Genomic DNA, 18566 nt, shown 5'->3' on the forward strand with positions numbered 1-18566 from the left:
CAATTTGGCTAAGTTGCTATTCCTAATGACTGTATTCATGATTCGATGTGAATCTGGTAAACCTATCTGTAAAAGCGTACAAAAAAGGAGTTGAAGTATATGGAAAACAATGATCTTAATGATTCGACGGAAAATGATGAAGCGGTCACAAATAAAGTCGGATCGGTTTTTTATTGGACGTTAGGTATTCTTAGTGTCCTTATTTTAACAGGAATTTTTGCCCCTAACGTTCTTGAATCTGTAACAGCGCAAGCTCAAACTTTTATATCGAATACATTTGGTTGGTATTATTTAATCGTCGTAACGCTCTTTTTAATTGTCTGTCTCATTTTTATCGTATCGCCATATGGTAAGGTACGGTTAGGGAAGGATGATGACCGTCCTGAATATTCGTTTCCGGTCTGGATTGCCTTTTTATTTAGTGCAGGTCTTGGAGTAGGACTGCTCTTTTTTGGAGCGGCGGAACCAATTGCTCATTTTGCTATTAGTTCGCCAAATGCACCGGAAGGATCGGAACAAGCCGCAATGGATGCTTTGCTTTATACGTTCTTTCATTGGGGATTACATGGTTGGGCCATTTACGCGATTATTGCGATATGTTTAGCGTATTTTAATTTTAGAAAAGACAAAACCGGTTTAATTAGTGCCACCCTTTCACCATTATGGAATATGGATGGGAAATTAGGGAAAACGATCGATGTTGTAGCCATTGTCGCAACCCTATCCGGGATCGCGACGACATTAGGATTTGGTGCTTTGCAAATGAATGGTGGGATTTCCCTACTAACGGGTTTACCTAATACTTTTGCCTTACAATTAGCGATTATTGTCGTTGTGACCGTCATTTTTATTCTTTCTTCGATGACGGGAATTGATAAAGGAATTAAAATCCTCAGCACGGTCAATATGTCGCTTGTCGGAGTCGTCTTTTTGTTCTTTATGATATTTGGAGCAACAATGTTTTCATTCAATATGTTAACAACGACCATTGGGAATTATATTCAAAACTTACCACAGATGAGTTTTAATATTGCCCCAATGAGTGAAGATAAGAGGGAATGGATTAATGCTTGGACTATTTTCTATTGGGCGTGGTGGATGGCTTGGTCTCCATTTGTTGGAACCTTTATTGCTCGTGTTTCCAAAGGTCGTACGTTAAGAGAATTTGTGGTCGCAGTGCTATTAGTGCCTTCTGTGATGGGCTTTATTTGGTTCTCATTTATCGGAGGTACAGCGATTGCGGTCGAAAGTTCAGGCACAATTATTTCTCATTTACCAGATGAAGAAGTGCTTTTTGGTGTTCTTGAAACGATGCCACTTGGCACAATCATGTCCTATTTAACCATTTTTGTAATTGCTGTGTTTTTTATTACTTCAGCGGACTCGGCCACTTTTGTACTAGCGAGTCAATCAACGGCAGGTTCACTAAACCCAGGTAAAAGGATCAAGCTTGTATGGGGAATTTTAATGTCTACCACAGCTGCTGTTCTCTTATACAGTGGAGGGTTACAAGGGATTCAAAACACGATGATATTAGTCGCTTTTCCATTTTCGATCATTATGGTACTAATGGTGATTGCCTTATTTAAATCGCTTGCTCAAGAGCGGCTAAGAGAAGAAGCTGCGGAAAGAAAAGAAGCGAGAGAATGGAAAAAGTGGAGAAAAGAACAAGATCGAAAAGATCGTCAGCTCCGGAAGAATGAGAAAAAAGAAAAACGAACAAAAATAGGAAAAAGTCAATCCCATGTAAAGCAGCAGGATCTGATGACTAAAACGGACAGAAGTGAAGAATGGAACACATCTGAACAGCCAGGTGATAATCCAGCTAAAAGAGATAATCTTGACCATGACGTAGATTCAAATAATAAACCGGAACAATAAAAGTAGTGAGACTGCCTCAAAAGGTCATTTGGCCATTGTGGTGGTCTTTTTTTGTACTTGATATTGGTAGCGAAAATTAGAATATGAGCAAGTTAGAGGGTGATTAGCCAGTGATAAGTAATGAGAATTTGAGTTGGAGGAGATTATGGTACGAAAAAACAAGAATAGGTAATGAAAATCTGATCTGTGGGGAATTAGGGTACGAAAAACAGATGATAAGTAATGAAAAAGCTGATTTGCTTAAATTAGGGTTCGAATAAACGAGAATAGGTAATGAAAATCCGAGCTGTGAGGAATTACGGTGCGAATTAAATGATCATTTTCTAACATGCCACTATTTAAAAGGATTTAAGTCAGATTGGGTGAATTTAATGATAGGGGAGGTGTAAGGGTTGAGTGTGATTCCAGTTTTAAGAATGTATGATTTGGAGAAAACAAAAGATTTTTACTTGAATTATATAGGGATGAGACAAGATTGGGAACATCAGTATGAAGAATCGTTGCCTATTTATATGCAAGTCTCTCTAGAGGATGTCGTCCTTCATTTATCTGAACATTTTGGTGATGGAGCACCAGGATGTTTGATTCGAGTAGGTCTAAAGGATCTTCAAGGTTGGTATGAGGAAATCAGTAAAAAAAACTATCGATATGCAAGGCCTGGTATGGAGGATGGACCTACGGGAAAAGAAGTGACGATAGGTGACCCCGCTTATAACAAGCTGATATTTTTTCAAAAATAAACGAGATAATAAAGAAACAAAAAACAAAGCTCAAAAAATGGGCTTTGTTTTTTGTTGACAGAACATTTAAATGGATATATAGTTAACTACATAAGTAACTAACTGAATAACCAACCATAAATTTATTTTAAGAAGGAGGAGCTCATGCGTTCTTCATTAGATGATAATCGACCGATTTTTCAACAAATTAAAGAAATGATTGAAGATGAAATAGTGAATGGACAGTTAAAAGAGGGAGAGCAAGTGCCATCAACCAATCAGCTTGTTGCTCATTATAAAATTAACCCTGCGACCGTTCTCAAAGGGTTTAATCAACTAGTCGATTCCGGAATTTTATATAAGAAAAGGGGTGTTGGCATGTTTGTGGCAGAAGGAGCTTATCAAAGGTTAAGAGAAAATCGAAAACAAGCGTTTCGAGATGAATTTGTTTGGAGAATGTTACAAGAAGCTAAGCAGCTCGGGATTACAGCAGAGGAAATAAAAAAAATGATTGATTCAATGGGGAGGGATGAATAATGACTTATACATTAAAAGCTGAGAATGTTTCGTTTAAATATAAGAAGGTTGAAGCAGTAAAAAATGTATCATTTGAGCTAAGTGGTCAGAAAATTTATGGTTTATTAGGACGCAATGGAGCGGGGAAAACCTCGTTACTATCGTTAATTGCGACATTCGCTAAAGTGACGAGTGGTCAATTGACGATAAATGGTGAGGAGATTTTCGAAAACGGTCGTTATCTTGAAAATTTGGTTTTTATTCGCGATGAAAAATTTGATGATTCACATGCTTCGACAAAAGTGAAAAAGTGGCTTAAAGATCATTCGAAATTCCGCCCGCACTTTGATCATGAGTATGCAGAGCATTTAATCAAAAGGTTCAAAATCCCAACCGAACAGACGGTTTATGAACTTTCTAGGGGGAAACAATCAGCCTTACATGTTGTCATTGGTTTGGCGAGCCGTTCTCCGATAACGATTTTTGACGAAGCATACTTAGGGATGGATGCACCAGCTCGGGAGATTTTTTATGAAGAAGTGCTTAATGATTATATGGAGCATCCAAGAACGATTATTCTCTCGACTCATCTCATTTCAGAAATGGAGTCCATGTTTGAAGAAGTATTGATCATTGATAATGGAGAATTGCTCTTACATGAGGAGGCAGAAGTTTTAAGAAACAAAGGAACTTCCATCACAGGGGCGAAGGAGACCGTCGATTCTTTTGTGAAAGGGAAACAAATCTTAAAAGAACAAGTACTTGGCGGGACAAAAAAAGTGATGATTTATAGTGAATTGACAGAAGAAGAAAAAACGGAGGCGAGAGCCAAACAATTAGAGCTTGGTCCGATTACGTTGCAGGAGTTATTTATTCATTTAACAAAGGAGGAAGGAGAATGAAAACAACAAAAGCCTTTCAGCTAGGTCTAGATCAACTTCGAACGATGGGTTCTTGGATGATGTGGTTTGTCGGTATTTATGCTATTTCGTACTTAGCTGTTTTATTTATTCCTGATTTCTTCAATCTTGATTGGAATATTAGGGAAATTGAATGGACGTTCTTTCATGGCATGATAAACTCAGGGAAAATTTTCTTTTTAATTTGTGGGTTATTATCTCTGTGGACTTTTATCAAGTATTATGTATCCAATGGCATGACGCGTAATGATTATTTTAAAGGGACAATGGGTGCTGTTGTTGTATTAAGTTTAATATTGACTGTTATCATCACAATTTTTTCTATTGTGGAATGGTTTTTCTTTTCAAATATGAGTACAGGGTTCATGGCATTATTTCTAAAAGCACCACTGGAACTTGTTTTGTACTTTTTGTTAGGTTGGTTTATCGGGGTTGGATTTTATCGTTATGGTATCTTCGCTGGTCTGTTAAGTATCTTACTCTCTTTTATCGTGGTGATCGTTCACAGTGAAGTTTGGGGTGAGGCGGGCACGATTCCATGGCTAGAATGGCTTAATTTGACCACTTCTGTAGGAGTAGCGGTAGCAATTAATTTGTTCTTAATAATCGTATCGGCTGTGGTTATCCGTCGTATGATTAAGGATATGAGGATTAAAATTTAATCATAGTGCCAATCAGGAGGCTGTCTTAAAAGGCATCCTCTTTTTTGTTGTTTTAACACTAATTCGTACTTACATTTTAGAGAATTCCTCGAACCTGTAAGTGGCTACTAGCATAAAAATGGGTAACTGTTGTTTTAGTTTGAAGAATTAGATTTTTGATGAAACTAAGATTTTTTAGTTGACAGTAGGGCTAAATCGGTTTAATATTTGCCCAAGGGAAACTTTTTTAGTTAAGTGAACAAGTTTTAAGTGTGGTTAAGATTGTGAGCTTGGTCAAAATTATGTATAAAAAAATAGATAAATGTATTTTGTACATACTAAAAGAAAATGGAGGAGAATAAATTGAAAAAGAAACTAATTGTTTTGTTGATGAGTATGGTGGTTATGATGGTGTTGGTTGCATGCAATCAAGAGGGGGTAGCGGGTGATTCAGATGGGGATGAGAAAATTCAAGTTATGACAACGATCGCTCAAATCGCGGAGCCCTTATCAGTTATTGGTGGCGAGCATATTGAAGTAAAAAGTTTGATGGGACCATCTGTTGACCCACATTTATATAATGCAACACAAGGGGATATTGCAACATTAGAGCAAGCTGATCTTATCTTTTATAATGGTTTAGATTTAGAAGTGAATATGGTGAAGATTTTTAATCAAATTGGTCAATCAAAACCAGTTTTAGCAGTTGGTGATGTGCTTTCTGAGTCTGACCTTTTAGAGGAAGAAGTAGGAGTGATCGACCCACATATTTGGTTTGATATTGATTTATGGAAACAGGCACTAGCATCAGCGGTTGAAGAGTTAAAAGATTATGCACCTGAGTTTGCAGATGATTTTGAGGCAAATAAACAAGACTACTTTGCTGAATTAGATGCTTTACAAGCAGAAGCAGCAGAAAAATTAGCGGAAATTCCAGAGAATCAACGCTATTTAGTAACGGCTCATGATGCATTTGGATATTTTGGAGAAAAGTTCAATTTAGAAGTGGTTGGTTTACAAGGGTTAAGTACAGAAGATGAAATTGGTGTTTCCGACATTCGTGATACAATTGAGTTAATAAGCGAATATCAAGTTCCGGCGATTTTTGTTGAATCGAGTGTACCGACGAGAATGATTGAATCAGTAATCGAAGGTGCGGCAAGTGAAGGGATTGACGTCGAAATTGGAGGAGAGCTTTTCTCTGACGCGATGGGTGAAGCAGGTACAGATGAAGGAACGTATTTAGGGATGTATCGCCATAATGTCGAGACGATTTATCAGGCGTTAGCAGGAGGAGCTGAGTAACATGGAGAAGGCTGTTATCCAAGTGAATAACTTGGCAGCATCTTATCAAAAAAATACAGTGTTACATGATGTAAGTTTTCAGGTACATTCAGGGACACTTACTGGTATCGTTGGTCCAAACGGTGCCGGTAAGTCGACCCTTATTAAGACGATGCTACAACTACATCCTCTTTTAAAAGGAGAGGTTCAATTTTTTGGTCAGTCTTTTAAAAAGGCTAAAAAACGAATTGGATATGTGCCACAACGCGGATCGGTCGATTGGGATTTTCCGACCGATGCTTTGGATGTTGTGACGATGGGGCTATATGGACAAATCGGTTGGTTGAAAATTCCAGCTCGTTCACATAAGGAAAAAGCTTATGCAGCATTAGAAAAAATGGGTATGGCTGATTATGCGAATAGACAAATCAGTCAACTATCAGGTGGACAACAGCAACGTGTCTTTTTAGCAAGAGCCCTTGTCCAAGAAGCCGATCTTTATTTTATGGATGAACCACTAGCTGGGGTTGATGCAGCAACAGAAAGGGCAATTATGACGACGTTGCAGGAGTTAAAAGCAATGGGAAAAACGGTCATGGTCGTCCATCATGACTTGCAAACCGTACCTAATTATTTTGATCATGTGCTTTTTCTTAATCGAACGGTTGTGGAGCATGGAAGAACAAATGAAATTTTCACTCCAGAAATGATCGGGAAGACATATGGTGGCAACATGCAATGGATGGGAGCGAGTTCTAATGTGGTCCATTCTGTTAAGTAGTAACACCCAATGGGTTTTATTTAGCACGATGATTTTAGGGATTGCTGCAGGAGCTGTCGGAACGCTTGCCTATTGGAAAAAGCAAAGCCTTATGAGTGATGCTCTTGCCCATGCAGCTTTGCCTGGTGTTGTCATTGCCTTTATGTTACTTGGAGAAAAAAATCTATTTATCTTAATTTTAGGTGCAGCGGCAAGTGCTTTAATGGGAGCTCTATTTATTCAATGGATTCAATCATCTACGAGGGTTAAAGAAGATACCGCGATGGGGATGATTCTCTCTGTTTTTTTCGGTCTAGGAATTATGCTGCTTACGATAGTTACTCGGATGCCAGGTGGAAATCAAAGTGGTTTAGATAGTTTTATTTTTGGTCAGGCAGCTGTGATGGTACGGTCAGATGTATATACGATGTTAATTTTAGCTATTATCGTTTTATTAGTCATTGTGATTCTTTTTAAAGAATGGAAGTTATTTCTTTTTGATGCAGGTTTTGCCCAAGGGCTTGGACTTTCATTAAAAGGAATGAATACTTTATATACAGCTGTGCTTGTGACGACAATCGTGGTCGGTATTCAAGCCGTTGGTGTCATTTTAATTGCCGCTCTATTAATTATTCCTTCTGTTAGTGCGAGATATTGGACACATTCATTTAAATGGATGTTGATTTTGTCGGCTTTTATAGGCGGAGTTTCAGGAGTGGTTGGGACGGCCATTAGTGCTTTAGGGCGCGGCTGGCCTACAGGTCCTTTTATTGTCGTGGTAGCGGCAGCCCTTTTTATTATTTCACTTATTTTTGGGAAAGAAAAAGGACTACTCATTAATCATCTTCAATTTAAGGCACATCAAAAACGAGTCGAACAAACAGACTTAAAAGAAGGAGGCGTCCAATAAGATGACATATACAGCTTGGATTATCTTAACGGCTGCCTTAGTTGGGCTATCCTGTGGTTTGATTGGAGTCTTTTTAATCCTGAGAAAGATGGCGATGATGTCAGATGCGATTAGTCATACGGTCTTATTAGGGATTGTCGTTGCTTTTTTAATGACAAGAGAGCTAAGCGGTCCACATATGTTAATAGGTGCGGTAATTGCAGGGGTATTAACGGCGTTTCTTGTACAGTGGCTGCATTCCCTTGATATTGAGCTGCATGCCTCGATGGGAATCGTTTTTACGACCTTGTTTGCCATTGGAGTCATCTTAATATCAACAGCTGTTGGAAATGCTCATTTGGATGTGAAACATGCCCTCATGGGGGAGATCACTTTTGTTCCATTTGAAACGACCGTCTATCCAATTGTTGGTGAGATTCCGACGACGACCGCGATGCTCGCCTTAGTGTTAGTGGTCGTTCTTATTTTTATCATTGCTTTTTATAAAGAATGGAAGATTACTTCCTTTGATCCGGCCCTTGCCGCAAGTCTAGGAATTCCAGTTGTCTTTATGCATTATTTGTTTATGAGCCTTGTGTCGATTACAACGGTCGCTTCCTTTGATGCGGTTGGAGCCATTATGGTCGTCGCGATGCTGATAACACCTGCAGCAGCTGCATACCTCTGGACGGATAAACTGGCGGTGATGCTTATATTAAGTGCGAGCTTCGGCGTTATTTCAGCAATTGTTGGATACTATATCGCAGCTTGGATTGATACATCGATTTCGGGATCAATGGCCTTTGCAACAGGCCTAGTCTTTCTAGTTAGCTTTATTTTTTCACCAAAGCATGGTTTAGTATCAAAATGGATAAGGCCAGCCGATACATCAACTACAAGCTAAAAAGTTGTTTACAAAAGTTAGGAAAAAGACTATTTTAAAAATAGAATGAACAGCATGATAGAGGGCGGGACCTAACCGCTCTTAAATAAAAAACGAGTTCGATGATGACATCGGGCTCGTTTTTTTATTGGGGTTCATCCACTTCTTTTCATATTAGGATAGGGAACTAACAACTCATTAACCCTCATTAGAAGGATACGCAAAGAATGAATCGTTTAGTTTTTTAGTCGACTACATAATGGAATGTTGATAGGTTTCTCTGAGGTGGCATGCTAGCTGGATTTTTAGAGTGTCCTCATTTTTATTTAATTCTATTTCAAGTAAATCTTCAATTTTTTTTAAGCGTTGATAGAGTGTATTAATATGAATATGAAGTTGTTCTGCTGTTTTAGTAGCCGAACGGTTAGATTTAATGTAAATGAGAAGTGTCTTTTCTAAATCTTTACTACGATCAGTATTTGACCAAAGAGGAGAAAAAACCTCGTTAATAAATTGTTCAATTTCATTCGTTGATTGATTTAAAAATAATTTATTCAGCCCAATATCTTCATAACGAATAATGTCATTTTTATTTCGGTTAGCTAAATAAGAAAGTGTTTTATTGGCTTCTTCATAACATTTTTTGATATTTTCTAATCCGCTATAAACAGTACTAATTCCACCGCGAAAAGGATGATTATCATTGTTTAACCAATCGACCTTAAGTTGCTGAATTTTTGGGGGAATAGGGTAAAGGTTATTGCGCGTTAAATCTGAAATAAGGACAACAATTTTATTGTGAAAACCATATATTAATCTCACACTAGTAGGCAACGCATTTTTGACTTTTGATATGAGCTGATGGACTTCAATTTCAAGCAACTGTATATCAGAATAATGTGGTATCTCAAAAATGGTTATCAACCAATAGGAGGAAGGGTTTAACCCGATATCTTTTGCTCGCTTTTGCATCTGTTCAGTATCTTGATACTTAAGTAAACCTTCAAATTGTTCATGAGTTTTTTTATAATAGATTTCTGTGACGGTTTGTTTCTTTAGTAATTCGAGAGCTAATATTGAACTACCTTGTTCAAGTGTCATTTGATCTGTTTTTGAAATCGACTTTCTTACATTTGTAATGAGGCAACCGAGAAATAAATGACCGTTATAAATAGGATATAAATAGTAAGTTTTTATTGATTTTTCTATAATTTTTATATGCAGTGGTTGACGTCTCCTTGAGAAGATTTCTTTCATTTCGTAAATACTTAACGGTGCTAGAACTGTAGTATTAGAATAGTAGTTGTTATCAAGTGCGTTTAAAAATGAAACTGTCGGATCAACCATGTGATTAAATTCATACACAATCGTTTCAATTCCTTTATTTTGAAGAGATATATTGGTTAAAGCTGCATGCACCTCATATCGTTTTTGAAGTTGGATGTTCTTTCCTTTTAGTTGGTTATTTAGTTCCGTAATTTCTTTTAATCTTCTATTAGCTTGTGAATAAAATTGTGCATTTTGAATGGCGATTGCAGCTTGAGCAGCAAAGCCTTGTAGTAACTTTAGGTCATGTTCGACTAATTCTTTCTTTTTATTCCACTGAAGAATAGTCATAACCCCAATTCTTTTATCATCTATTGATATCGGTACGCACATAGCTGCTTCTGTTGGACGTGCGGCAGAAGTAATGTAATAATAATTTTCCTTTGAAATATTATTACGATACATTTCATTATAAAGTCCTTCTTTTGAATTAAAGATCCTTCCTTCTCCATCCTCGAATACCTTCCCGGTAATAGATTCTCCGACCTTTACTTTAAAATGAAAAATGTTTTCATTAAATCCTACAGGGGCTTTTGGAATGAGTAGCTGAGTGGATGGATCGTATAAAAGTAAGTAGCCTGCATCGGATGCAGGAATTACTTTAAGAGCATTACTAATGATCTTTTCTAGTACATCCTCAAGGTCTAAGCTAGAAGTTATCGAAAGAATACTGTCGACCACATTATGTAATTCAGTATTTTTTGCTTGGATAATTTCTTTGCTTAGTGAAAGAGAAATAAAATGATATAAATACTCTACTTCCTCATCAGTAAGAACCGTAATGGGTGAAAAGATACAGACGCAAACTTGATTTCCGTCTGGGTAATAAAAGTAATTTAAATTTAAATCACTTTGTTTTTTTACTTGAAAGGACTTTGTTTCCTTTTCAGAATCGTCAAACTTTGGTGAAAAAGGTTCTTTATTCCCAGTTCTGTATAGTAAGCTCTTTTCTTTATGGTAGTGATCGTATCCCCAAACTTGAAATGGTATGCCTTTTAATTTCCGTTTTAAAAATAATTGATAGTAATCTACTTCATTCATCTAATCCTCACCTCGATACCTAAATGTATGAATGTATACATTGGTTATATATAATGTGTATGATTACACATTGAATTATCATTTCCCTAATTGTATAGTCAAATTTATAATCTGAAAAGTGGTAATATTTAAAAATTTATTTCAATAAGGAGGATCATATTTTAAAATTTAAATCAAGAAAGAGGGATGAATGATGGAACAAGTCATGCAGATTGCAAATAGTTGGCCCCTTTGGGTCTTTGCTTCATTGGTAGCGGGTTTTGTTATATGTCAGGCGCTTTTATTTATAAGGCTTGCTTCAAAAACAAGTGCATCTGTCGGGATGAGTTCTCAAGAGGTTAAAGCGGTTATAAGAACGGGAGCGATTAGCTCATTAGGACCATCCTTAGCAATAGTGGTTGTAGCAATTTCCTTACTGACATTAATCGGCGACCCTGTTACGCTAATGCGTATTGCTATCGTCGGTTCTGCTCCAATTGAAACAGTCGCTGCCAGTCTTGGATCTCAAGCTGCTGGAAGTGAGCTAGGGTCTTCCACTTATACTGCACAGGCTTTTACAGCAGCTGTTTGGGTTATGTGTCTAGGTGGAATGGGTTGGTTGTTGTTCACAGTATTATTTACAAAGTCACTAGGGAAAATACAAGATAAAACGATTGCTAAAGCTAAGAATGTAAATACTTTAAGATGGATCTCAACCGCAGCGATGCTAGGAGCCTTTAGTTATCTTGGGGCAAGTGAAATGGTAAAGGGTTTAGCAGAATCAATCGTATTAGTCGTTGCATTTATCTGTATGCCGGTCATCATGTGGATGGCCGAGCGATTTAAAATGAACTGGTTGAAAGAATGGTCTCTTGGATTGGTTATCATTGTGGGGTTAACAGTAGGTTACATTGTTTCATAAAGGAAAGGTGGGGGAATGTTGAATGTCATTACCAAATAAAGCAAGAAATATTGGTCTAAGCGAAGGTAAAAAAGTAGTAGGAGCGATGGACTTTGATGCTTTTCAAGATAAAGCACATTTTTGGGGACGCTTGTGTATCTGGGCAGTAATCATTTTGACGTTAATGGTCCCCCTGTATCTTTCATTTGTTCTTGGCTTTCACCCGAGTTGGATGGTCATTATATCAGGATTTGCTGCGTATGCCTCAATTGTTGCGCTAGTATGGGTCATTGAGCCGATAAGTTATTATCCAGTGCTCGGTGCGTCCGGTACTTATCTTGCATTTCTAACTGGAAATATCGGAAATATGTGCCTCCCGAGTGCCTCAATTGCTCAAGCTGTAGTTGGGGCAGAACCTGGCACAAAAAAAGGAGAGATTACAGCCTCACTCGCTATTGCTACTGCTTCGCTAGTAAATATCATTATCTTGATATTTACTATATTAGGAGGCTCTTTATTAATATCTCATTTGCCTGAATCTGTCATTGGTTCATTTCAATATGTGCTTCCTGCTATATTTGGAGGAGCTATTGCAAAACTGGCGGTTCAAAGACCTTTGTGGGGAGTCGTTGCAATTGCATTTGGGTTGTTTGTCAATTTAGGTCCAGTACCACGCCCTTTGCAGACGTTTTTATGTATATTTGGAACAGTGATTGTTTGTATGTTTATGGAGAAATTAAAAAGACAAAAAGAGGTAGAATAAGGGTAAATAAAAATTCACATCATAAGCTTCAAGCATTATCATTGGATTATGGTTGTTTAAGTTTAACAACGAACCAATTTGACCATGTTTTTGATAGCTTTGAATCTGCAGAATAAATTTATAAGGGATGATTAGGTTGGGTAAACAAAAAATTGTACAAGTTATTAACAGTAATCAGTCAGAGTTTACGGATATGGCGAAAAAAATCTGGAATCACCCTCAAGTAGCATATGAAGAAGAGTATGCTTCTAGTTTACAAATGTCTAAATTAGAAGAAGAGGGGTTTACAATTCAATCAAATATTGCTGGCATAAGTACAGCGTTTGTTGCTGAATACGGCGGGGGTAAACCGATCATCGGGATATTGGGTGAATATGATGCATTGCCAGGACTTTCTCAACACGTAAGTACTGTTAAAGAGGCAATTATTTCTGATGGTCCTGGACATGGTTGTGGGCATAATCTACTAGGAACAGCGGGTGTAGAAGCTGTTGTAGCTTTAAAGAAAGTTATGAAGGAGGAGGGGCTTAGTGGAACAATCCGTTATTATGGTTGCCCGGCAGAAGAAGTTCTCTCTGGAAAAACTTTTATGGCTAGAGAAGGCGTCTTTCATGATTTAGATTGTGCTTTAACATGGCATCCTGGTAACTCCAATACAATTATAAATATGAGTATGCAAGCAGTAGTTTCTGTTAAATTTCATTTTAAAGGTATTACTGCCCATGCGGCCTCAGCACCTCATGCAGGGAGAAGTGCTCTGGATGGTGTAGAACTTATGAATACAGGAGCCAACTATTTGCGTGAACATGTTCCAGATGGTTCTCGTATTCATTACATCATTACAAATGGTGGACTGGCACCGAATGTTGTTCCTGATGAGGCAAGTGTATGGTACTATTTAAGAGGAGCTAGCAAAGATAAAGTTGATCAATTACTCAGGAGAGTGGAGAAAATCGCAGAAGGTGCAGCGATGATGACGGAAACAAATGTAGAATCAGAGATTTTAGCATTTGCATATGAAACTCGTCCTAATCAACATTTAAATGAGTTAATGTATGACAATATGGAAAAATATACAGATTTAGTATTTACTGCAGATGAACAAGCATTTGCAAAACAGTTAGTGAGTTCGATTGATCAATCAGTTGAAAAGGCAACTGGTTTGTTTGGAAGTACGGTTAATGAGCTACTCCCAACAAACGTTCAATACAATCGGGAATTAAATGGACAATCAGTTGGTGGTTCAACAGATGTGGGAGATGTAAGTTGGATTACACCAACTGGCATGGTTAGTACAACTTGTGCTCCTGTAGGTGTTCAACTTCATTCTTGGCAGGCAACTTCATCATTTGGGTCAACGATAGGTTATAAAGGAATGCATTTAGCAGCTCAAATCATGTCATTGACAGCGTATGATTTGTTGAATAATAAAGAAAGTGTACTTGAGAAAGCAAAGGATGAATTTATGAGAAGTTCAAATGGGAGACAATATGTTGCTGGAATCCCAAAAGAAATAAAACCTCCGATTCAAAAAAGTAAAGAGAAAGTTCATTAAGTTTAGGTTGGCGACTGGTGCGGAGTATGATTTTCGGTAGCGGTGAGTAGAACGCTATTCATCGCCAGCCAATCCGCTTAATACATATAATGAAAGCCGGTGACATTTTACTCGTTGTAAAATGTCACCGGCTTTTCATATCAGGAGGGTTTTGTGCTCGTTTTTTGGTTGGGTAAAGGGCAGTATTTTTTGATATAGTATGAGACAGTCGTGGGCATATGTTCAGACTTTTAAACCTACCCATTCCAAATTCATAGGGAAAAATAAAACCAACTGAAAGGATGATTCGTCAAATGAAGAAAGGGGGAGAAGTATGGCTTTTGCTTATGAACAAAAACAAGAGCGTGTGATAGATAAAGAAGAGATATTAATAGAAATTATGAATACATATGGCGATGAATTGCTCCGACTTATTTATTCCTATGTGAAAAATAAAGAAGTTGCTGAGGATTTGACACAAGATATTTTTATAAAAGTGTACGAGCGAATTGACCAGTTTGAGCAACGCTCCTCTTTAAGAACGTGGCTTTATCGAATTGCGATTAATCAAAGTAAGGACTATTTAAAAAGCTGGCATTTTCGAAAAGTTCGAACCGAAGCAGAGGACTTTTTTCTTTCACATACAGTGGAGAAAACTCCCGAAATTCGAACAGTTGAAAAAGCAGAAGAGGAAGAGCTTGTGTGCAAAGTCTTTAGTTTGCCACTTAAATACCGTGAAGTCATTTATCTTTTTTATTATCAAGAATGTTCAGTTGGAGAGATTTCAGAGTTGTTAAAAGTAAAGGAAGGAACAGTGAAAACAAGACTCTATCAAGCGAGACGAAAATTAAGGATCAAGTGGAATGAGGAGGACTTGTAATGGATGACCAATTGAAAAAGTTAAAAAAAACAATGGATAATTCAGTTTTTAAAAAGATGTCTTTCTCACCAGAGCTACAAAACAAAGTATTGGCTAATCTTCAGCGTTCAAGTGTTACGACAGAGCAGTTAAAAAGAGAGGTTTTGTCAATACTAAGTCATCAGGCTTTGACAGGGTATGAACTTTTAATCAAAATGGAGCAAATTGGTGAAAAGTATTTTGAAAACCATGAAGGGGAACTGTATCAGCTTTTGCATCAATTTGAACAGGATGAACTTTTAAATGGTGAATGGTTAGAGGAAGACAAGTATTACCTCATCAGTAAAAAAGGGAAGAAGTATTTGCGGAAAATGGAAAAGGAACATAAGGAAAAACTGAGTGGGCAGGAGAGGTGGACATGACCACAAAATCCTTTGATGCTTTTTTAACAAGAGTGACTGAGCAAATGAAATCAAAAGAAGGCAAACACCTTGTTCAAAAGGAACTATACTCGCATCTTCAGCAAAGTAAAAAAGCTAATATGAGAGCTGGATATTCAGATGAAGAAGCGGAAGTCAATGCGATATCGCGAATGGGTGACCCTGTCCAACTAGGGAGGAAAATGAACAAATTACACCGACCATTGATTGATTGGTGGATGCTCGCTTTAGTAGGGGGCTTGTTTTTATTAAGCTTTGTTCCTTTTTTGCTTGTCGACATACAGGCGATGCGAGTTGAAACACAGCTATTTTCGGTTTTGTTAAGTTTTATTTGTATAATGGGACTGATGTTTTTTGATTTTCGTCACTTGATTATACGCTGGAAATGGTTTTTAGCTTTAGCGGCAGCTTATATCCTTTTATTTCTTGTCGGTTCTTTGTTTAATATGCCTTTTATTTATAATGTATATGGTTTGGAAAAGCTTTATTTATTTGGATTACGAATTCCGCATCAGTGGTTTATTTTCTTTCTGTTCATTGGGTTAGTTGGATTTTTAGCTTTTGCAAGAATAACATCATTCAAAAAAACTTGGCCACTCTTTATGAGCATCTGGTCTCCTGTTTTTTTGCTTGGTAATGATCTTGGACCATTTTTAACGCTTTTACATTTAGTTGTTTCGTTTATGCTTATTATTTTTTCATCGCTAAATAGGGAATTGAAAAGTCATTTTTTGTGGGTCAATGCAGTCATTAGTGGAGCTTTCGTGATTTTATTATTATTGTTTATGCGCCCACACCATTATGATCGTATTTATGCCGTATTAAGAATGGATTCGGGCGGTTCCAGTTGGATTTATGAACGGTTGACAGATATTATTGTTGCCTCCTCCTGGTTTGGACAAAAGGACATGAGCTGGATAACAACAATCCCAGATATACATACAATTACGGCCTTAGCAATTGTTATTTATTATGGAGGCTGGCTTTTAACTGGATTATTAATGCTTATATTTATGGCTATTGTCATTCGCTTTTTTTGGCTCTTTATTCAATTACAGTATGAACCAGGGCGATTATTATTAGTGGGAGGGATCGTTATTATATTTTTCCCATTTCTGTATAACACGTTGATGATCTTTGGGCTATTACCGTACACAGGTGTTAACTTTCCTATTTTAAGTTATGGAGGAGCGGAGAAGGTTTTTTATAGTGTTATTATTGGGCTAATGTTAAGTGTCTATAGGCGGAAGTTATTTTTGCAAAAAGGAGCACTTAGGTGAGGGAGCTTTCAAAAGTAAAAACATAAAAACCAACCATATTTTTTGATAGAATGGTTGGTTTTTAATGATCTAATGAGAAATAGATTATTCGTCGAATTTGGCAAAAGGTTATTTAAGAATAAGTTATGAAACAGCTCGTAATTCCAAAATGTGTAAGAGGGCTAATGCATCAATGTTTATAAAATGATATAACAAAGGTAGAAAAGGAATCATAATGAATGCATTCGGAGGAAAGTTTAATGAAAATCTTACTCGTAGAAGATGATAAAACGATCGCATTGGGGCTTGAATATTCGTTGCAGCAGGAAGGCTATGAGACGATTCTATGTCACGATGTTCAATCAGCTAAAGAAGTGATCGCCTCAAAATTAAAGGGAATTTCTTTATGCTTATTTGATTTGTCTTTACCTGATGGGTCGGGTTATGAGCTTTGTCAGCAAGTGAAAAAAAATGGCGATGTACCGGTTATTTTTTTAACGGTTGTGGATGATGAAGTGAATGTCGTAATGGGTTTAGATATGGGAGCGGATGATTATATCACGAAGCCTTTTCGGATAAGAGAGCTCCTTTCTCGGATTAAATCGGTTTTGAGGCGGTATGAAAAGTCAGCAACAAATGAGCAGAAGCCTCAAAATATAATAAAGCTTCAGGATGTGCAGGTCCATCTTTTAGAAGGCAAGATTTATAAAAAAGAGGAAGAAATTTTACTGACGGCGTTGGAGTATCGGCTGATTATGATTTTTGCCAATCATCGTGGTCAAGTTCTTTCAAGAACTCAGTTGCTTGAGCAAATATGGGATGTGGCCGGAGATTTTGTCAATGACAATACACTTACCGTTTATATAAAGAGGCTAAGGGAAAAGTTAGAAGATGATCCACAAAAGCCGAAGATTATTCAGACTGTACGCGGCTTAGGCTATAAGGTTGGGGTGTAGAATGTTTCGAAACAAAGAGGTTCGAATTTTATTAATAGTTCAGGTGATCATGGCGGCAATTACCGTTCTTTTTGTGTACTTTTTCTCGGTCGAGGCGGCCATTATTGTAACCATTTTAGCGATTCTTTTTATAGGTAGTTATTTCGTATTCACCCATTGGCGTTACCGTGAAATTAAAAAGTTAACCGGTTATTTACGGAAAATTAATGCGGGGCATTACTCCCTTGATGTTAGAGACAATCAAGAAGGAGAACTGAGTATCTTAAAAAATGATATTTATAAAGTGACATTACGGTTGTCAGAATACAGTTCTGGATTGGAAAAGGACAAACAGAAATTAACAGATGCGATTTCTGATATATCGCATCAAATCAAAACACCTCTGACATCTATGACCGTAATGTCTGATTTGCTAAGTAATCCACAGCTTGACCCTGTAAAAAGAAAAGAGTTTACGCAAAATATCCAAATGCAGCTTGAGCGAATGGATTGGCTCGTCTCTTCTTTATTAAAGCTCTCTAAGATCGATGCTGGAACGATTCTGTTTAAAAAGGAAACCATTAATTTACATAAACTAATGAACGAAGCACTCAAACCAATGCTCATTCCAATTGAGCTAAAAGAGATTTTAATTGAAGTAAAGGGGCAAGAAGGAGCCACATTTAGCGGTGATTATAATTGGACAAAGGAAGCACTTATCAACTTAATTAAAAATGCCGTGGAACATACTCCTATTGGCGGAAAAATTGAAATTGAGTATCTCGAAAACAGTTTATTTACAGAGCTTGTGATTAAGGATAACGGAGTCGGAATTGTGTCGAGCGATTTACCTTATATTTTCAAACGTTTTTATAAAGGTAAAAATGCTGTAGAGGGTAGTGTTGGCATCGGCTTAGCAATGGCTCATAGCATTATAACGAGTCAAAAAGGAGACATAGAAGTCCACAGTGAACAAGGAAAAGGCACAAGCTTCTTTATTAAATTTTACAAGCAGATTATTTAAACGTACTGATGG

The 18566-nt window shown here is 37.2% G+C and carries 18 protein-coding genes; 17 read left to right on the top strand and 1 reads right to left on the bottom strand.

The genetic code is table 11. The features are described from left to right. Window positions 1–99: 99 nt before the first annotated feature. From AA0017_RS20815 to AA0017_RS20855, 9 genes are all read left to right on the top strand, one after another. Window positions 100–1881 (top strand): BCCT family transporter, encoded by a 1782-nt coding sequence (locus tag AA0017_RS20815; RefSeq protein WP_413377611.1) that lies wholly within the window; start codon window positions 100–102, stop codon window positions 1879–1881. Between the two features lie 398 nt (window positions 1882–2279). After that, window positions 2280–2621 carry a glyoxalase superfamily protein gene (locus AA0017_RS20820; RefSeq protein WP_413382750.1) on the top strand — a complete coding sequence of 114 codons (342 nt, stop codon included), beginning with the start codon at window positions 2280–2282 and terminating at the stop codon, window positions 2619–2621. Between the two features lie 144 nt (window positions 2622–2765). Next, a complete protein-coding gene (locus tag AA0017_RS20825; RefSeq protein ID WP_413377613.1) occupies window positions 2766–3137 on the top strand; it encodes a GntR family transcriptional regulator in 372 nt (123 codons plus the stop codon). Beyond that, the gene (locus AA0017_RS20830; protein WP_413377615.1) at window positions 3137–4018 is read left to right on the top strand and encodes an ATP-binding cassette domain-containing protein; all 882 of its coding nucleotides are present in this window, start codon (window positions 3137–3139) and stop codon (window positions 4016–4018) included. The genes AA0017_RS20825 and AA0017_RS20830 overlap by 1 nt, the downstream gene beginning before the upstream one ends. Continuing rightward, window positions 4015–4698: a hypothetical protein gene (locus AA0017_RS20835; RefSeq protein WP_413377617.1), complete on the top strand. Its 684-nt coding sequence runs from the start codon at window positions 4015–4017 to the stop codon at window positions 4696–4698. The genes AA0017_RS20830 and AA0017_RS20835 overlap by 4 nt, the downstream gene beginning before the upstream one ends. A 327-nt stretch (window positions 4699–5025) precedes the next feature. Then, window positions 5026–5982 carry a metal ABC transporter solute-binding protein, Zn/Mn family gene (locus AA0017_RS20840; RefSeq protein ID WP_413377619.1) on the top strand — a complete coding sequence of 319 codons (957 nt, stop codon included), beginning with the start codon at window positions 5026–5028 and terminating at the stop codon, window positions 5980–5982. 1 nt (window position 5983) lies between these two features. After that, window positions 5984–6742 (top strand): metal ABC transporter ATP-binding protein, encoded by a 759-nt coding sequence (locus AA0017_RS20845; protein ID WP_413377621.1) that lies wholly within the window; start codon window positions 5984–5986, stop codon window positions 6740–6742. After that, window positions 6720–7631, top strand: coding sequence for a metal ABC transporter permease (locus tag AA0017_RS20850; protein ID WP_413377623.1), 912 nt, complete (start codon window positions 6720–6722; stop codon window positions 7629–7631). Before AA0017_RS20845 ends, AA0017_RS20850 begins: the two co-directional genes overlap by 23 nt. A gap of 1 nt (window position 7632) precedes the next feature. Continuing rightward, window positions 7633–8514 (top strand): metal ABC transporter permease, encoded by an 882-nt coding sequence (locus AA0017_RS20855; protein WP_413377624.1) that lies wholly within the window; start codon window positions 7633–7635, stop codon window positions 8512–8514. A gap of 231 nt (window positions 8515–8745) precedes the next feature. On the opposite strand, the gene AA0017_RS20860 is transcribed toward AA0017_RS20855, so the two are convergent. After that, entirely contained in the window at window positions 8746–10860 is a 2115-nt protein-coding gene (locus AA0017_RS20860) for a helix-turn-helix domain-containing protein (RefSeq protein WP_413377626.1), read from the bottom strand. A 193-nt stretch (window positions 10861–11053) separates the two neighbouring features. Between AA0017_RS20860 and AA0017_RS20865 the strand changes: the two genes are divergently transcribed. The 8 genes from AA0017_RS20865 (at window position 11054) to AA0017_RS20900 (ending at window position 18554) form a co-directional block, all read left to right on the top strand. Then, window positions 11054–11761: a DUF5058 family protein gene (locus AA0017_RS20865; RefSeq protein ID WP_413377628.1), complete on the top strand. Its 708-nt coding sequence runs from the start codon at window positions 11054–11056 to the stop codon at window positions 11759–11761. A 22-nt stretch (window positions 11762–11783) separates the two neighbouring features. After that, window positions 11784–12503 (top strand): small-conductance mechanosensitive channel, encoded by a 720-nt coding sequence (locus tag AA0017_RS20870; protein WP_413377630.1) that lies wholly within the window; start codon window positions 11784–11786, stop codon window positions 12501–12503. A gap of 136 nt (window positions 12504–12639) precedes the next feature. Continuing rightward, the gene (locus tag AA0017_RS20875; RefSeq protein ID WP_413377632.1) at window positions 12640–14058 is read left to right on the top strand and encodes an amidohydrolase; all 1419 of its coding nucleotides are present in this window, start codon (window positions 12640–12642) and stop codon (window positions 14056–14058) included. Between the two features lie 313 nt (window positions 14059–14371). Then, window positions 14372–14917: a sigma-70 family RNA polymerase sigma factor gene (locus AA0017_RS20880; RefSeq protein WP_413377634.1), complete on the top strand. Its 546-nt coding sequence runs from the start codon at window positions 14372–14374 to the stop codon at window positions 14915–14917. After that, complete coding sequence (locus AA0017_RS20885; RefSeq protein WP_413377636.1) at window positions 14917–15318, top strand: PadR family transcriptional regulator; 402 nt, start codon at window positions 14917–14919, stop codon at window positions 15316–15318. Before AA0017_RS20880 ends, AA0017_RS20885 begins: the two co-directional genes overlap by 1 nt. Further along, window positions 15315–16616, top strand: coding sequence for a permease prefix domain 1-containing protein (locus tag AA0017_RS20890; protein ID WP_413377637.1), 1302 nt, complete (start codon window positions 15315–15317; stop codon window positions 16614–16616). The genes AA0017_RS20885 and AA0017_RS20890 overlap by 4 nt, the downstream gene beginning before the upstream one ends. A gap of 239 nt (window positions 16617–16855) precedes the next feature. Then, complete coding sequence (locus tag AA0017_RS20895) at window positions 16856–17551, top strand: response regulator transcription factor (RefSeq protein WP_413377639.1); 696 nt, start codon at window positions 16856–16858, stop codon at window positions 17549–17551. Window position 17552: 1 nt separating this feature from the next. Then, window positions 17553–18554 carry a sensor histidine kinase gene (locus AA0017_RS20900; RefSeq protein WP_413377641.1) on the top strand — a complete coding sequence of 334 codons (1002 nt, stop codon included), beginning with the start codon at window positions 17553–17555 and terminating at the stop codon, window positions 18552–18554. The last annotated feature ends 12 nt before the right edge of the window (window positions 18555–18566 follow it).

The organism is Alkalihalobacillus phoenicis (assembly GCF_047302405.1).
Taxonomy (GTDB): Bacteria; Bacillota; Bacilli; order Bacillales; family Bacillaceae_D; genus Alkalihalobacillus.

Bases quoted from the DNA above. Each gene is read 5' to 3' on its own strand.
- AA0017_RS20815 (WP_413377611.1), top strand. From the start codon at position 100: ATGGAAAACAATGATCTTAATGATTCGACGGAAAATGATGAAGCGGTC.
- AA0017_RS20825 (WP_413377613.1), top strand. From the start codon at position 2,766: ATGCGTTCTTCATTAGATGATAATCGACCGATTTTTCAACAAATTAAA.
- AA0017_RS20830 (WP_413377615.1), top strand. From the start codon at position 3,137: ATGACTTATACATTAAAAGCTGAGAATGTTTCGTTTAAATATAAGAAG.
- AA0017_RS20835 (WP_413377617.1), top strand. From the start codon at position 4,015: ATGAAAACAACAAAAGCCTTTCAGCTAGGTCTAGATCAACTTCGAACG.
- AA0017_RS20840 (WP_413377619.1), top strand. From the start codon at position 5,026: ATGGAGGAGAATAAATTGAAAAAGAAACTAATTGTTTTGTTGATGAGT.
- AA0017_RS20845 (WP_413377621.1), top strand. From the start codon at position 5,984: ATGGAGAAGGCTGTTATCCAAGTGAATAACTTGGCAGCATCTTATCAA.
- AA0017_RS20850 (WP_413377623.1), top strand. From the start codon at position 6,720: ATGTGGTCCATTCTGTTAAGTAGTAACACCCAATGGGTTTTATTTAGC.
- AA0017_RS20855 (WP_413377624.1), top strand. From the start codon at position 7,633: ATGACATATACAGCTTGGATTATCTTAACGGCTGCCTTAGTTGGGCTA.
- AA0017_RS20860 (WP_413377626.1), bottom strand. From the start codon at position 10,860: ATGAATGAAGTAGATTACTATCAATTATTTTTAAAACGGAAATTAAAA.
- AA0017_RS20865 (WP_413377628.1), top strand. From the start codon at position 11,054: ATGGAACAAGTCATGCAGATTGCAAATAGTTGGCCCCTTTGGGTCTTT.
- AA0017_RS20870 (WP_413377630.1), top strand. From the start codon at position 11,784: ATGTCATTACCAAATAAAGCAAGAAATATTGGTCTAAGCGAAGGTAAA.
- AA0017_RS20880 (WP_413377634.1), top strand. From the start codon at position 14,372: ATGGCTTTTGCTTATGAACAAAAACAAGAGCGTGTGATAGATAAAGAA.
- AA0017_RS20885 (WP_413377636.1), top strand. From the start codon at position 14,917: ATGGATGACCAATTGAAAAAGTTAAAAAAAACAATGGATAATTCAGTT.
- AA0017_RS20890 (WP_413377637.1), top strand. From the start codon at position 15,315: ATGACCACAAAATCCTTTGATGCTTTTTTAACAAGAGTGACTGAGCAA.
- AA0017_RS20895 (WP_413377639.1), top strand. From the start codon at position 16,856: ATGAAAATCTTACTCGTAGAAGATGATAAAACGATCGCATTGGGGCTT.
- AA0017_RS20900 (WP_413377641.1), top strand. From the start codon at position 17,553: ATGTTTCGAAACAAAGAGGTTCGAATTTTATTAATAGTTCAGGTGATC.